A 14,087-nucleotide genomic window follows, 5' to 3' on the forward strand; every position below is an offset into this window, starting at 1 on the left:
GATTTTTCTTAAGCGAACGATGACTGCTCAGTTACCCAACACAAATTTAGATCCTCAGCAGAATAACGCTGCTTTAAATGATTTAGGCTCATTCGACTCAGTTTTCTATCACTATCAACAATGGATGGAAAAACTCGACAAAGCGTTAGAGGAATTAGTCGCAGGGTATGTATTGATGCCAATCGAGGGCAATTGGTCGACAGTTGCAGAATTGAACGCCAGCGATACCTGTTTTCTTGAAATCGCGAAGCTGAAATCCGATTGTTCGGACTTGACGCAACCAACGGTGTTCGCGCTCGATCAGGTTGCCACCAATGCTTTTGCTTTGTTGTATCCTGTCGTTGATGAGAATGGTCAACCCATCGCTGCAGTGGCTTTGGCGATTAAAGTAAACGATCAGCAAAGCCTAACAAAAACGATTTCAATCGTTGAACTGTGTTGTGCCAGCATAGAAGTGGTTGAATACCAAAGTCGCTTAAAAGATGCGGAAAACAAAGGTTCTACAGCGTTTGAGCGTGTCGATGTGTTAGCAAAGGTATTATCTGAAAAAGATTATGGCAGTGCAGCTTTAAGGTTAGTCACTGAGTTGGCGACCTTATTTGACTGTGACCGAGTCAGCCTTGGTGAATTTAAGAACAAGCGTTCTCGATTGAAGCACATGTCACATAATGCCGAGTTCGGTAAAAAAATGAACTTGGTTAGACAAATTGAATCGGTGATGGATGAGACCGCCGATCAATTGAAATCCTTGATTTATCCTACTGAAAAATCTGAAACCATACTCAATGTGGTCAAGGCTCATCAAGAACTGTCCAGCCAGCAAAAAAACTGCTCTATATTGTCAGTTCCTATGTTCTATCAAAATGAGCTTTATGGTGTCGTAGTGTTAGAGTCGGCTGCTGGCAAAGGGTTTAGCAACTCGGATGCCGAAATTTGTCAGAGCTTGCTCAGCCTAGTGGTGCCGGCCTTAGAAGAAAAACGCAAGAATGACCGACATATCCTAACAAAGATTTTTTATTCAATAACAAGACAATTACAGCGGCTATTTGGTCCTTATTATTTAGGGCGAAAACTCATAGTTATCTCGATTGTTGCTTTGTCTGTTTTTTTGAGCCAACACAAAATAGATTACTGGTTGTCGATGGATGCATCGATAGAAAGTGGTATTCAACGGGCTGTGGTAGCACCATTTGATGGATACATTCAGCAAGCCTTCGCTAGAGCAGGTGATGCGGTTGAGACTCAACAAGTACTGGTCACTATGGATGATAAAGAGCTGAGATTAGAGAAGCTCAAATGGCTAACAGAAAAAGGTAAGCTCAATCGCCAGTATCAAGAAGCAACGGCAACTAGAGATAGGGCCAAACTGAATGTAATTCGAGCACAGTTAGATCAAGTTGATGCACAGTTGCAGTTAGTGGAAAGCCAATTAACGCGTTCCCAATTAGCTTCACCATTTGATGGTATTATTGTTAGTGGAGATTTAAGCCGTAGATTGGGCGGCGCGGTAACCAAAGGTGAATTGCTGCTAGAAGTGGCGCCAGTGGATAGCTATCGAGTTCGCTTGTTAGCTCGAGAAAGTCGTATCGGAGATTTGTCTAAGGGGCAAAAGGGCTCTCTCCATCTATCGGCATTTCCGCAACAAACGTTTGATTTTGAAGTAAGCCGATTGACGCCAGTGACTTCAATCGAAGATGGCCAGACTTACTTCGTTGTCGAAGCTGAACTCCAATCAAATGTCGAGTTACTTAAACCCGGGTTGGAGGGAGTAGGTAAAGTCGCGGTAGACCAAAGGCTTGCGATATCAGTTTGGAGCCGAGACCTCGTGGAATGGTTTAGGGTTAAAATGTGGTCGTGGTGGGGTTAGAGCAGTCTTATGTCTAGCTCTTTATTTAGTCAAAACTGGTACAAAGTCTCTGACGTTAAAGTTCGACTTCGTAACCACACCAGTATTCACCGTCATATCTATCGGGGGCAAGTTTGGTTTGTTTTACAGGACCATGTAACGGGCCATTTTCAACGCTTCTCTCCGCAGGCGTACCACCTGATTGGCTTGATGAACGGTGAACATACACTACAAGAAATATGGGATAGCGCCTGTGAAAGCCTTGGTGAAGATATTCCGACTCAAGATCAAGTCATCCAACTACTGAGTCAGCTAAACCGAGCCAATGCCATTCAAACAGACAAGTTACCAGACATAGAAAGCCTACAACACAGACGAATAAAGCAACGAAAAAGCAAGTTGCTTCAACAACTAAAATCACCGCTTAGTATAAAAGTACCGTTAGTTGATCCCGAAGGGTTTCTTTCGGCTACCTCATGGGTTGCTAATTTACTATTCAGTCGATTAGGTGCTCTGGTTTGGTTCGTAGTCGTGATGACAGGACTCATACTGGCAGGATTGAATTGGGAAGAACTCGTCCAAAACGCCAGCGACAGAGTGCTGTCTGTAGATAACCTTTTAGTAATGGCAATGGTTTATCCCGTGGTCAAACTGGTTCACGAGCTAGGTCATGGCTACGCGGTGAAGCGGTGGGGTGGGGAAGTTCACGAAATGGGGGTGATGTTACTCATTTTTATTCCAGTCCCATACGTAGATGCGACTGCTGCTTCATCATTTCACAACAAATACCAAAAAATGATGGTAGGCGGGGTTGGAGTCTTAGGTGAAGTGTTTATGGCAGCAATTGCGATGATAGTATGGTCACTCGCAGAGCCCGGCATTACGCGTGCGGTTGCCTTTAACGTCATGCTTATTGGTGGCGTGTCTACAGTACTGTTTAACGGTAATCCTTTGCTTCGATTTGATGCGTATTACGTTCTTGCCGATTACCTAGAAATTCCTAATTTGGCATCAAGGGGCAATTCCCAAGTCGGCTATTTGGTTAAACGATATGCGTTTGGAATGACGGAAGTAAAAACTCAAGCGAAGACAAACAAAGAGTCTTTCTGGTTAGTGTCTTATGCGACATTGTCATACGTATATCGCCTGTTTGTAATGGTTGCGATTTCCTTATTCGTTGCCACGAAATATTTGTTTGTTGGTACACTACTAGCGATTTGGTCAGTGTGGACCAGTTTGCTGTTACCTGTCTTTAAACTCTTGGGAAAGCCTATGACCGATCCTAATTTAAAACAGAAACAATCTCGTGTTCTGACAATAAGTAGTGTGTTCCTACTACTCGTTTTTGGGTTTTTGTGGTTTGTTCCCATACCTCATAGTACTCAAACTGAAGGGGTATTATACGTTCCCCAAGAGTCACATATCAGAACGTCAGTCAGTGGCTTTGTTAAGGAAGTTCGAGTTGAAGATGGCGAAATGGTTCAAGAAGGGCAAATCATTTATATCCTTCATGCTCCGGACCTGTCGGCACGAGCAAAAGTCCTTGCTGCCCAGCTAAAAGAAGCCCGTTTGCGATATGAAGCCAGTATCCAAGACGTAACAGAAGCCGAAATCTTATTGCAAGAGCTTAATTTTATTGAAAATGAGGTTTCGGATATCGAACAACGTTTGTTATCGCTCGAAATTCGTAGCCCGGTGTCTGGACAATATATAGTTCCTTCAAGAGTGGTTCCGTTGGCTCGTTATGTAAACCGAGGCGACTCCATGGGCTATGTCATTAACTATGATGACTTACCGCTTGCGACATTAATACCTGAGGATTACGTTGAATTAGTCGATCGCGATACTCTATCAGTCAGTCTGAAGATAGCTTCTCTCCCCAAAAGTACTTTTGAGAGTCAAATTTTGCGCCGCTACCCATCATCATCAAAAGAGCTGATAAGTGAAGTGCTGTCAATCGAAGGCGGAGGCGCAATTGCTCTTGATCCTAATTCCGAACAAGGGATGGAGACGTTTCAGAATTACTTTAGGGTGGAGCTAGATAGTCGCCAGTTACCTAAGACTCGTTATGATGAGCGGGTTTATGTACAGTTTGAACACAGTCCAGAACCGATTGCGTGGCGTTGGTATCGAAATGTTCGTCGGGTATTCCTGAGGCAGTTTGATGTTTAAATTACCACAGCGGTTACCAGGCGATAAGATAGAACGGCCGCAAAAGCATATTGAAACACAGGACTTGATGTTTCGTTTGTGGCGAACTTGTACCTCGTATTTGTCCAAACCTATTCGGTCGAGTATTTGGATCTATCGTCCCATTCTGTGGAGAATTAAGCGTCGTTCAAGTTACTACTTTCGGCTCAGTGAGCATGAGCTAGATGAAGCCATTTCAAATTTAACTTTAAAGTTAAGACAATCAGGGCTCACACACAGTGGTGTTGTGGAAGCCTTTGCTCTGATTCGTGAAGTGTCGGGTCGAGAGTTGGAGATGCGACACTTTGACAGCCAAATACTAGGTGGGCTGTCGATTATCTATGGGACCATTGGTCAAATGCAAACCGGTGAGGGCAAGACGTTAACGGCCACCTTGCCAGTCGCAGCCGCAGCTCTAGCTGGGGTTCCAACTCACGTGGTAACGGTTAATGACTATCTTACGGCTCGAGATGCCGAGTTAATGGAACCCGTCTATAAAAGACTCGGTTTATCATTAGGGGTAGTTACTCAGGAATCCAAACCAGCAGAGCGCATTGAAGCTTATCAGAGTGACATTGTTTACTGTACCAACAACGAACTGGCTTTTGATTACCTTAAGGACAGTGTGATCTTACGCGACGCAGGTCAGACGTTGTCACTCCATGCCCGACGGCTGTGTGATCATTCTAATCACGATATTTCTAAATTAATGATGCGAGGCTTGCATTTTGCTGTGGTTGATGAGGCTGACGGCGTATTTATGGATGAGGCGACAACACCGCTGATATTGAGTGGTGAGGAGTTGAATCAACATTCTCAGTTGGAAATGTACCAACAAGCATTATCGATTAGTTCACAGCTCTTGGCTGGTGAACATTACACAATTGATACTCAGTTGAGAACGATTGAAATCAGCTCCAAAGGCAAAGAAAAAATTGATGATCTCACATCGGATCTTGGAGCAATTTGGAAAGGACGAGTGCGTCGACTCGAACTGGTTAGGCAGGCGTTAACTGCGCAGTTTTTATTTTTGCCAGAGAAACACTACATAGTCGAAGACAACAAAATAGTGATAGTCGATGAGCATACGGGTCGCAAAATGCCAGATAGAACCTGGGAGCGAGGATTACATCAACTTATCGAAATTAAAGAAGCGTGTGAAGTGTCGAGCCCACGTTTGACCTTAGCATCAATAAGTTTTCAAAACTTCTTTAGGATGTACGAACATCTGTCTGGAATGACGGGTACTGCCGATGAGGTGAAATCAGAGCTTTGGAATGTATATGAGCTGCCAGTCGTTGATATCCCAACCAACAAAAAAAGCCGACGTAACAATTTAGGTCGAGCTGTCTTTAATGATGTCTCGTTGCAGAATGACGCTGTGGTTAACCGCATCAAATATTTACATCAAGTGTCCGATAGGCCGATTTTGATTGGGACGACATCGGTTAAATCATCAGAAATTTTGAGCAATGAGTTGACAAGGCTTGGTCTAAAGCATCAAGTATTAAATGCAAAACAAGATAGTGATGAAGCTGGGGTCGTGGCTCAAGCTGGCGTGGCGAAAGCGATTACCATTGCAACCAGTATGGCAGGACGAGGAACTGACATAAAATTAGATGACCTTGTTGAACAACAAGGGGGCTTACATGTCATTATTACCGGTTTGCATGAGTCGTCTCGAGTCGATAGGCAATTAGTAGGGCGGTGTGCGCGCCAAGGAGACCAGGGGTCATTTGAATTTATTCTAAGCCTAGATGACAGCATAATCACAAACACATGGCGAAATATCGCCAAGGTTGTATTGGGGTTACCCTTACCGATAAAACTTCGATATTTTGCGTGTGGGCTTATTTTTAGATGGTGCCAACGTTCGTTAGAGAATCGACAAAAACAACGAAGAAAAGAACTACTTATTAGAGATGAAAGAGAAAAAGAAGCCTTGGCATTCTCAGATCAAAGGACATAGTTTAATGAAAAAAGGTTTGAAATGGTTGCGATACTTTAGTGCAACGACATGTTTATTAACGTCAAGTGCGGTGTTTGCAGACGATTTTGTTTCCGACCAGACTCCCATTAGCTGTTTGTTACAACCCAGTATGGAAGTGGCGCTTAGTAGTGAGGTTCCGGGAGTGGTTAAGTCCATTTCCGTTCAGCACGGTGACAAAATCAACAGAGGTGATGTCGTTTTAACCCTGAAGTCGGATTTGGAGACTGCCGCACTGAATACAGTTGCGGCTCGATTGGAGTTTGCGTCAAGAAAAGTTGAGCGTAATGCCGATTTAGTGCGCAAGAACTTAATATCAGATATAGAACAAGATGAAATGTTGACGGAACAGCGTCTCGCGGCACTTCAACTTAGAGAAGCCCGAGTACGATTGGATCAACGTGAAACTAAGTCGCCAATCTCAGGCGTGGTAATTGAAAAATTAAAGCAACCAGGTGAGTTTGTAGACGAAACGCCGTTTTTGCGTTTGGCAACGTTAGACCCTATTCATGCTGAAGTTGTTTTACCCTCGGAACTTTATCGTACTGTGAAGAAAGGTGAAGATGTAAAACTAGCCGTTGATGGCAATGAATCAATCTACCAAGGAAAAGTAAAAACAATAGATCCAATTATTGATGCTGCGAGCAATACGTTTGCGGTTACTTTGACTCTACCCAACCCTTCCAATGAGTTGGCGGCGGGACTTCGGTGTGCTGTTGATTTTTTGTCAATTAAATAGCTTAGTAGCTGGTAATTCATATTTAAACCCGAGCCTTATTATTTTTAAAGGATACTTCTATCAGGCAATAAGTTGCTCAGACGGTTAGTATCCCTTTAGAAATATATTGATACAATCTTCCAAATATATATATCCCTTCTGTTATTAAACCCAGCTAATCCGGCTTTTTTAGACTTTAGAAAATTAGTGTATTCGAATTTACATTTCCATTATAACCCTTTTTATTTTGTGTTTTATTTTTGATACAAGGTTAAATTGGAAAGTTTTGGTGTTGATTAATCGAAAATAAATTGAAGATCTAGCGCTTCTTGATAGCAATGTTAATTATAAGTCTCACAAATTGGACTAACTTCAATACAAAATATGCCGCTCCAATGTTCAGGTGAATACTTGCTCGTTTGGGCAGGATATTGCCATTATCTTTTTGTATTTTCCCGTATTTATTGGGTTCACTAGTGGCATGTGATTTGCCTACTAGGTCGGACTGAGCAAAAACTTGTTCAATATTTCGAAATGCAAAAATAGTTTGTATTTACGTTTATATCTAGGATGGACGAATGGGCAATGGAACAGTAGTAGGTCATATTGGAACTGACCATGATGGATTTCCACCAACACCAGTTGTAGCTGGTTCTGGCACGGTAAAATACGATTTTATTCCGGCAGCGAGAGTTACTGATCCGTTGGCCCCACACGCAAAACCGAAACATCCTCCACACCCAAGAGCGATAGCATCGGGCTCTGGAACTGTTTTTGTTGATGGCTTGCCAGCAGCTCGTTCAGGTGATTCTGTTACTTGTGGTGGCGTTTTACAAGGAAGTACCAGTGTTACGATCGGTTAATCAATTAGTTAAGGCCCTAACCATTGGCACCATGGTCTGGACACTAACCACTTCTAACTCCTATGCGGATGAGTATGAATTGTTTGGAGTAGATGCTGAGCAGGCATATGAGCAAGGACGTTTGTTACGTGCTCAACACAAAATTACCCAGTCATTAGAGTACCTGCAGTATGCAGCAGACCGCGGTAATAAAAAGGCCGCCTTTCTTTTTGCTGTGGAAACCATCGGGTCCAAGGCTTCGGAAAGAGAAATTCAACAAGCAAACAACTATCTATTATTTTCCGCGAATTCCGGTTATCGCCCTGCGATGTATTTTTACAGCAAACATGCGAAATGGTTACCTGCGGTACACCGAGAAAATTGGGCTCAGCAGTACTTTAAAACCCTATTAGTAGACAGTAAACACAGTCCATTGGATGTCATGTTGGAAGTGGCCAAATTTCATAAAGTAAGCCGTCCTGAGCTATACAAGGATTATCTAAACACGCTCATGAAGAAAGGCGTGCCACAAGCGTATATGGAAGCGTCAATAAACCGAATGCAAAACGCCGAGTTTCGACAGCTAGACCCAAACGATAGGCAAGAAGTAATGAGGTTAATGAAACAAGCGGCGGAGCAAGATTATATTCCAGCTATTCGGTCTTATGTTCAAATGTTGGAAGCGAATAATGACTACATTTCAGCTCTAGAATGGCGAGAAAAGGCAACTAGCCTTGGAGATTTAACGTCACTTTATACCATGGCTTCCATCTATTACGGTCGTAGTAAAAATTATGATTTTGTTGAACCCAATTTGGCAAAAGCTAAAGCGTATTTTGAAACCTATATTGAGCAAGCTGGACACGAAAAGATGTCAACACTATATGATGCTTCCCAAGAAAATTATTCCGAATTGTCGGCCATGCTGACAGAGAAGCAAATAGCAAAAGCTCAAGAAATTAAAGAATCTATCAATAAGAGCACTACGTTCTTTAATCATGATATGTATTGGGAAATTTAGATGTGGTTACATAACTTACCAAACAGTGTGCGGCACATGTCAACTTTAAGAACAATAGATAAATAAATTATTGGTAGATCGTATATAAAGCCGCTAGCAAAAGTCTAGCAAAAATACACTTTTATCAATAGTCGATACAAGTCTAAATAGTTAAACACCATTATTTTACTTTAGGTTTTCTAGAGCGGCTTAGCTCGTTCTTAATTTACAAATCTAATGATTCTAATTCATAAAATTAATGAAATGCTCGCTTATCGCATCATTTCAAACAAGTGGAGACCAATTAATGTCAAAGGAAGGTAGCGTTGCTCCCAAAGAGCGAATTAATATCAAATACATTCCAGCAACCGGTGATAGCCAAGCTGAAGTAGAGCTTCCGCTGAAAACACTCGTCGTTGGTGATTTTAAAGGGCATGGTGAAGATACTCCTTTGGAGGAACGCGAAACGATCTCGGTAGATAAAACCAATTTCGAATCCGTGATGAAGGCCAGCAATTTGAACATTTCCACAACAATCCCAAACAAACTCGTTGACGAAAAAGATGCAGAGTTACCAGTTGAATTGAGTTTTGAGTCATTAGTGGATTTCACACCAGATGCCGTTGCAAACCAAGTTCCAGAGCTGAAAAAACTAACAGAGCTAAGAGAAGCGTTGGTCGCCCTAAAAGGGCCTCTTGGTAACGTTCCGGCATTTAGAGAACAGTTAGAAAGTTTACTTAACTCAGAAGAATCTCGTTCTAAGTTGCTGTCGGAACTCGATATCGTGAACAAAGAATCTTAATTAATAATTGACTTATTACATTTGTCATTTTAGGAAGGGAATATGTCTGCCAACGAAGCAGTGTTAGAAAAACAAACCACGACGCAGGTGGGTTTGCTCGATGAAATTATGGCGCAAACCAAAATATCACCCAATGAAGAAGCGTATGGTATCGCGAAAAAAGGTGTTGCCGCATTTATCGAAAACCTCGTTGAGGGGCAGCGACTTGGAGAAAGCGTTAACAAGTCTTTAGTCGACCAGATGATTGTTGAGCTGGATAAAAAAATTAGCGCTCAAATGGATGAAATACTTCACAACGAACAATTCCAACAGTTGGAGTCGTCTTGGCGTGGGCTAAAACTCTTCGTTGACCGTACAGATTTTCGTGAAAATAACAAAGTAGATATCCTGCATGTCACGAAAGAAGAGTTGCTTGAAGATTTTGAATACTCACCTGAAACGGCGCAATCAGGACTGTATAAGCATGTCTATTCTTCTGGTTATGGCCAATTTGGTGGTGAACCGGTTGGCGCGATGGTAGGTAATTTTGCTTTTACGCCTTCGTCTCCTGACATGAAGCTTCTCCAATATATGGCGGCTTTAGGAGCGATGGCTCATGCACCATTTATCTCAAGTGTTGGACCTGAATTCTTTGGTATTGACTCCTTTGAGGAACTGCCAAACATCAAAGACGTAAAATCTATTTTTGAAGGCCCTAAATATACTAAGTGGCGTTCGCTTAGAGAATCTGAAGATGCACGTTATCTCGGTTTAACCGCGCCAAGGTTCTTGTTGAGAACGCCTTACGATCCAGTGGAAAACCCAATTCGTTCTTTCAATTATGTCGAAAACGTCAGTCGCTCTCACGAGCACTACCTGTGGGGCAATACCGCTTTTGCCTTTGCAACACGACTAACAGATAGCTTTGCCAAATATCGTTGGTGTCCAAATATCATTGGTCCTCAAAGTGGCGGTGCTGTTGAAGACCTTCCAGTACACATGTTTGAATCTATGGGTGCGCTACAGAGCAAAATACCGACCGAAGTGTTGATCACTGACCGCAAAGAGTTTGAGCTTGCGGAAGAGGGCTTCATTGCGCTGACAATGCGCAAAGGTAGTGACAACGCGTCTTTCTTCTCTGCTAATTCTATTCAAAAACCGAAGATGTTCCCGAATACAAAAGAGGGTAAAGAAGCAGAGACGAACTTCAAGCTGGGTACTCAGATTCCATACATGATGATTATTAACCGTTTGGCTCATTACATTAAGGTATTGCAGCGCGAGCAAATTGGTGCATGGAAAGAGCGTCAAGATCTAGAACGCGAGCTGAATACTTGGATTCGTCAATACGTTGCCGACCAAGAGAATCCGCCAGCAGAAGTACGTAGCCGCCGTCCTCTCAGGGCTGCCAAAGTAGAAGTAAGTGATGTTGAAGGCAACCCTGGATGGTATCAAGTGTCGCTAGCCGTCAGACCGCACTTTAAATACATGGGAGCTAACTTTGAGTTGTCTCTTGTAGGCCGTCTGGATCAAGCATAATGAGTTATGTTTCTCCTGAAGAGACAGCGTTTGGTGTTGGCTTTCTAGAGCGTCTAGAAGCCAACGCACTGCCAACCAGTTTCACTCAAGGCCCTGATCCTCTCGACGTATTGGATTCAATTAAACGTAATGTCGCGAGAATACTCAATACTCGGGTTGGTGGAGCACAAAGCGCGCCAGGCTTAGGGTTAATCGACTTCAATGATGCCACTCTGGAAAGCATGGACTTGTCTCTGCGTATTCGTTTGGCCATCAAAAGCTGTATTGACCGCTTTGAGCCACGACTCACAAATGTGCGAGTTCAGGCTCTCAACGATACCGTCAATGAACTGACTTTAAAGTTCTATATCGTTGCCGAGATCAACAGCCAAGCAATACACGACCGAGTTCAATTTAGTTTGTTACTGGACCAAAACCGACAGTATCGGGTGTTTTAATCACAATGAAACAAGATAAGTATTTCAAAGAAGAACTCGCGTTCTTAAAAGACCAAGGAAAGCAGTTTACTGAGATTTATCCTCAGCTTTCTCGCTTTTTACACGGTCGAAATACCGATCCCGATGTCGAACGACTTTTGGAAGGCTTTGCGTTCTTAACGGCAAAATTACGTGAGAAAGTAGACGATGAGTTTCCCGAGTTAACTCATTCGATTATCCAAATGCTTTGGCCCAATTATCTGAGGCCTATCCCTAGCATGAGTATTGTGAGGTTCACACCGGACAAAAGTGTGAGCGAGAAACAAACAATCAAACAAGGTTGTGCACTCGACAGTATTCCTGTTTTTGACACAAATTGTCGTTTTACAACCTGTCGTGATGTTGACGTGTTTCCTGTGGCGCTAACGTCCGTAGACAGTTTTCACACTCAAGATGCCTCAGTCGTGTCACTAACCTTACAAGGTGACTCAGCGTTTGTTCCAGAATTTTTGCTTTTAGATAAACTGCGCTTTTATATCGGTGGTAACAAATTTGATGCACAAACACTTTATCTTTGGTTGAGTCACTACCTTGATGGAATCACCATTCAAACTAATGATGGCGAACATAAACTCCCAAAAAACTGTTTGCGTTTGTTGGGATTTGAGCAAAGCGATAGTTTGTTGCCGTATCCTAAAAATGTCTATGACGGTTATCGAATTATTCAAGAGTATTTGGCATTCCCGGAATCGTTTTTGTTTGTAGAAGTAAATGATCTTCTAAAGGCTCTGCCTAAAAAGCCCATTGATTCTTTCACCATAGAGTTTTCTTTTGCCAAAACGCTTCCCAATGAGATTCGCGTTAACAAAGAACACTTCCAACTGTATTGCACTCCTGTCATTAATCTATTTAAGCACGACGCCGACCCGATTGATTTAACGGGTAAGAAATCTGAATATCGGATTGTGCCGTCAAGCCGCTATCCGTCACATTATGAAGTGTTCAGTATCGAAGCGATGACAGGGTGGCAAGATAACAGCCAACTTGGAGAGAGGATTCGAGGACAAAAAAGAGTTTACAGTCCATTCGAAAGCTTTGAACACGAGGTCGAAAGGAGCAAACACCGTACTGCGCTTTATTATCGAACCCGTGTGAAAGAAAGCATACGTGGTGATGGCCTTGAAAGTTACGTTTCCTTTGTTAGAGGTGATGAATCACTTGCTTGGCAAATTGATGAAGCTGTTTCCGTGAATTTGTTGTGCACTAACCGCTTACTACCGTCTGAATTGTCTGCAGGTGACATATGTGTGGCAACCGATACCTCGCCAACTTTTGCATCTTTTGAGAATTTAGACGAACCGACACAGTCGCTACGTCCCAATTTAGATGGCAGTTTACTTTGGACATTAATTTCCAACTTGTCACTTAACTACTTATCAATTTTGTCAAAAGAAGCCTTGTCGAGCGTGCTTAGAGCGTATGACTTCAGAGCGTTGGTGGACAGACAAGCGGAGCAAGTCGCAAAGCTAAGAGACAACGCAATAGTTTCGATTGAATCAACACCTGTGGACAGAATTCTTAAAGGTCGTCCCATTCGAGGGATTCAATCGACCTTAGTTCTGGATCAATCGGGTTTTGCTACTGAGGGTGAGTTGTACTTATTTAGTGCGGTTCTGAGTCGCTTTTTTGCTTTGTACGCCAACATTAACTCGTTTCATGAACTTGTGGTCATTAACGCAACCAATAAAGAGAAGTATCAATGGGGTCAGCAGTCGGGCATGCAGCCCATGATGTAGTCGCTACGCCCAATACCGAAGCGTTGTTACGTCTGCAAGAAGAGATAAAAGACTACAACTTTTATCAGTTGGTTGACTTGTTAGCTAGGTTAAATGGTTGGGATCTCGACCAAGGAGAGCAAGAGCGCAACTGTAGCTTGATATATCGATCAAATCCAAGCTTGGGGTTTTCACCTTCTGATGTTAGCGATATGTCGATTGGGGAGGCCAATGTTCAGTTGGTGGTGAATTTTTTTGGTATGTCAGGTGCGCAATCACCTTTGCCTGGGTACATCACTGAACAATTGTTAATTGAAGAGGGAGAAGGGTTAAAAGCGCCATTCTTTGATTTTTTTAGTAACCGTTTGATTCATTTGGTCTACCAAATTTGGAAAAAGTATCGCTATTACATTCGCTTTAAAGCTGAAGCTGAGGATGCTTTTTCACAAGACATATTTGCCTTAGTTGGTTTGGCAGATAAATCGTTAAGAAGCAAATCAGATATCCGCTGGAGCAAGATGCTGGCGTATTCCGGTTTATTGGCTGGACGAAGCCGCTCACCTCAGATGGTAGCGGGCATTATTGGACATTGTTTTGATTTAAAAAATGTAACGGTTAACCAATGGCAATTGAGGTACGTAACCATTCCAAAGTTTCAGCAAACCCAGATTGGCTTGCAAAACTTTGCTCTGGGTAACGACACCATGTTGGGTGAACGAGTTGCGGATAGGGCAAGTAAGTTTTCTGTATGCATAGGGTCATTAACCAAACAGCGATTTAACGACTTTTTACCTAATGGCAAAGACTACAAAAGATTAGTGCAATTGGTGGAGTTTGTGTTGAGAGAGCAGATGGCATACGACATTGAGTTGACCATGGCAGAGCCGGAAGTCCCGGCATTTATTCTGAAAAACGACTCGGAAACGGCACTCGGTTGGACTTCTTTTTTAAGCCATGAGCCAGTTCCTGTAACCATTCAAGTAAGACAGTAGA

The 14,087-nt window shown here is 42.7% G+C and carries 11 protein-coding genes; all 11 read left to right on the plus strand.

Translation table 11 applies throughout. The features are described 5' to 3' along the window. The first annotated feature begins 19 nt into the window (after positions 1–19). The 11 genes from ACXAFJ_RS04480 (at position 20) to tssG (ending at position 14,086) form a co-directional block, all read left to right on the plus strand. Positions 20–1,867 carry a GAF domain-containing protein gene (locus ACXAFJ_RS04480; protein WP_475321704.1) on the plus strand — a complete coding sequence of 616 codons (1,848 nt, stop codon included), beginning with the start codon at positions 20–22 and terminating at the stop codon, positions 1,865–1,867. 9 nt (positions 1,868–1,876) lie between these two features. After that, on the plus strand, positions 1,877–4,018 hold the full coding sequence (locus ACXAFJ_RS04485; RefSeq protein ID WP_475321705.1) for an efflux RND transporter periplasmic adaptor subunit: 2,142 nt from the start codon (positions 1,877–1,879) through the stop codon (positions 4,016–4,018). Next, positions 4,011–6,005 carry a preprotein translocase subunit SecA gene (locus ACXAFJ_RS04490; protein WP_475321707.1) on the plus strand — a complete coding sequence of 665 codons (1,995 nt, stop codon included), beginning with the start codon at positions 4,011–4,013 and terminating at the stop codon, positions 6,003–6,005. The genes ACXAFJ_RS04485 and ACXAFJ_RS04490 overlap by 8 nt, the downstream gene beginning before the upstream one ends. Before the next feature lie 4 nt (positions 6,006–6,009). Next, a complete protein-coding gene (locus tag ACXAFJ_RS04495) occupies positions 6,010–6,762 on the plus strand; it encodes an efflux RND transporter periplasmic adaptor subunit (RefSeq protein WP_475321708.1) in 753 nt (250 codons plus the stop codon). A gap of 557 nt (positions 6,763–7,319) precedes the next feature. After that, positions 7,320–7,604: a type VI secretion system PAAR protein gene (locus ACXAFJ_RS04500; RefSeq protein ID WP_475321709.1), complete on the plus strand. Its 285-nt coding sequence runs from the start codon at positions 7,320–7,322 to the stop codon at positions 7,602–7,604. Beyond that, positions 7,588–8,604 carry an SEL1-like repeat protein gene (locus ACXAFJ_RS04505; protein WP_475321710.1) on the plus strand — a complete coding sequence of 339 codons (1,017 nt, stop codon included), beginning with the start codon at positions 7,588–7,590 and terminating at the stop codon, positions 8,602–8,604. Before ACXAFJ_RS04500 ends, ACXAFJ_RS04505 begins: the two co-directional genes overlap by 17 nt. Positions 8,605–8,890: 286 nt before the next feature. After that, the gene (tssB, locus tag ACXAFJ_RS04510) at positions 8,891–9,385 is read left to right on the plus strand and encodes a type VI secretion system contractile sheath small subunit (protein WP_475321711.1); all 495 of its coding nucleotides are present in this window, start codon (positions 8,891–8,893) and stop codon (positions 9,383–9,385) included. A gap of 42 nt (positions 9,386–9,427) precedes the next feature. Further along, entirely contained in the window at positions 9,428–10,903 is a 1,476-nt protein-coding gene (gene tssC / locus ACXAFJ_RS04515) for a type VI secretion system contractile sheath large subunit (protein ID WP_475321713.1), read from the plus strand. After that, positions 10,903–11,340, plus strand: a complete 438-nt coding sequence (gene tssE / locus ACXAFJ_RS04520; RefSeq protein ID WP_475321714.1) for a type VI secretion system baseplate subunit TssE — start codon at positions 10,903–10,905, stop codon at positions 11,338–11,340. The genes tssC and tssE overlap by 1 nt, the downstream gene beginning before the upstream one ends. A 5-nt stretch (positions 11,341–11,345) precedes the next feature. Continuing rightward, positions 11,346–13,115, plus strand: a complete 1,770-nt coding sequence (tssF, locus tag ACXAFJ_RS04525; protein ID WP_475321715.1) for a type VI secretion system baseplate subunit TssF — start codon at positions 11,346–11,348, stop codon at positions 13,113–13,115. Next, complete coding sequence (tssG, locus tag ACXAFJ_RS04530; RefSeq protein ID WP_475321717.1) at positions 13,079–14,086, plus strand: type VI secretion system baseplate subunit TssG; 1,008 nt, start codon at positions 13,079–13,081, stop codon at positions 14,084–14,086. Before tssF ends, tssG begins: the two co-directional genes overlap by 37 nt. Position 14,087 lies beyond the last annotated feature (1 nt).

This window comes from Vibrio sp. ABH4_348, assembly GCF_056159765.1.

Bases quoted from the DNA above. Each gene is read 5' to 3' on its own strand.
- ACXAFJ_RS04480 (WP_475321704.1), top strand. From the start codon at position 20: ATGACTGCTCAGTTACCCAACACAAATTTAGATCCTCAGCAGAATAAC.
- ACXAFJ_RS04485 (WP_475321705.1), top strand. From the start codon at position 1,877: ATGTCTAGCTCTTTATTTAGTCAAAACTGGTACAAAGTCTCTGACGTT.
- ACXAFJ_RS04490 (WP_475321707.1), top strand. From the start codon at position 4,011: ATGTTTAAATTACCACAGCGGTTACCAGGCGATAAGATAGAACGGCCG.
- ACXAFJ_RS04495 (WP_475321708.1), top strand. From the start codon at position 6,010: ATGAAAAAAGGTTTGAAATGGTTGCGATACTTTAGTGCAACGACATGT.
- ACXAFJ_RS04500 (WP_475321709.1), top strand. From the start codon at position 7,320: ATGGGCAATGGAACAGTAGTAGGTCATATTGGAACTGACCATGATGGA.
- tssB (WP_475321711.1), top strand. From the start codon at position 8,891: ATGTCAAAGGAAGGTAGCGTTGCTCCCAAAGAGCGAATTAATATCAAA.
- tssC (WP_475321713.1), top strand. From the start codon at position 9,428: ATGTCTGCCAACGAAGCAGTGTTAGAAAAACAAACCACGACGCAGGTG.
- tssE (WP_475321714.1), top strand. From the start codon at position 10,903: ATGAGTTATGTTTCTCCTGAAGAGACAGCGTTTGGTGTTGGCTTTCTA.
- tssF (WP_475321715.1), top strand. From the start codon at position 11,346: ATGAAACAAGATAAGTATTTCAAAGAAGAACTCGCGTTCTTAAAAGAC.
- tssG (WP_475321717.1), top strand. From the start codon at position 13,079: ATGGGGTCAGCAGTCGGGCATGCAGCCCATGATGTAGTCGCTACGCCC.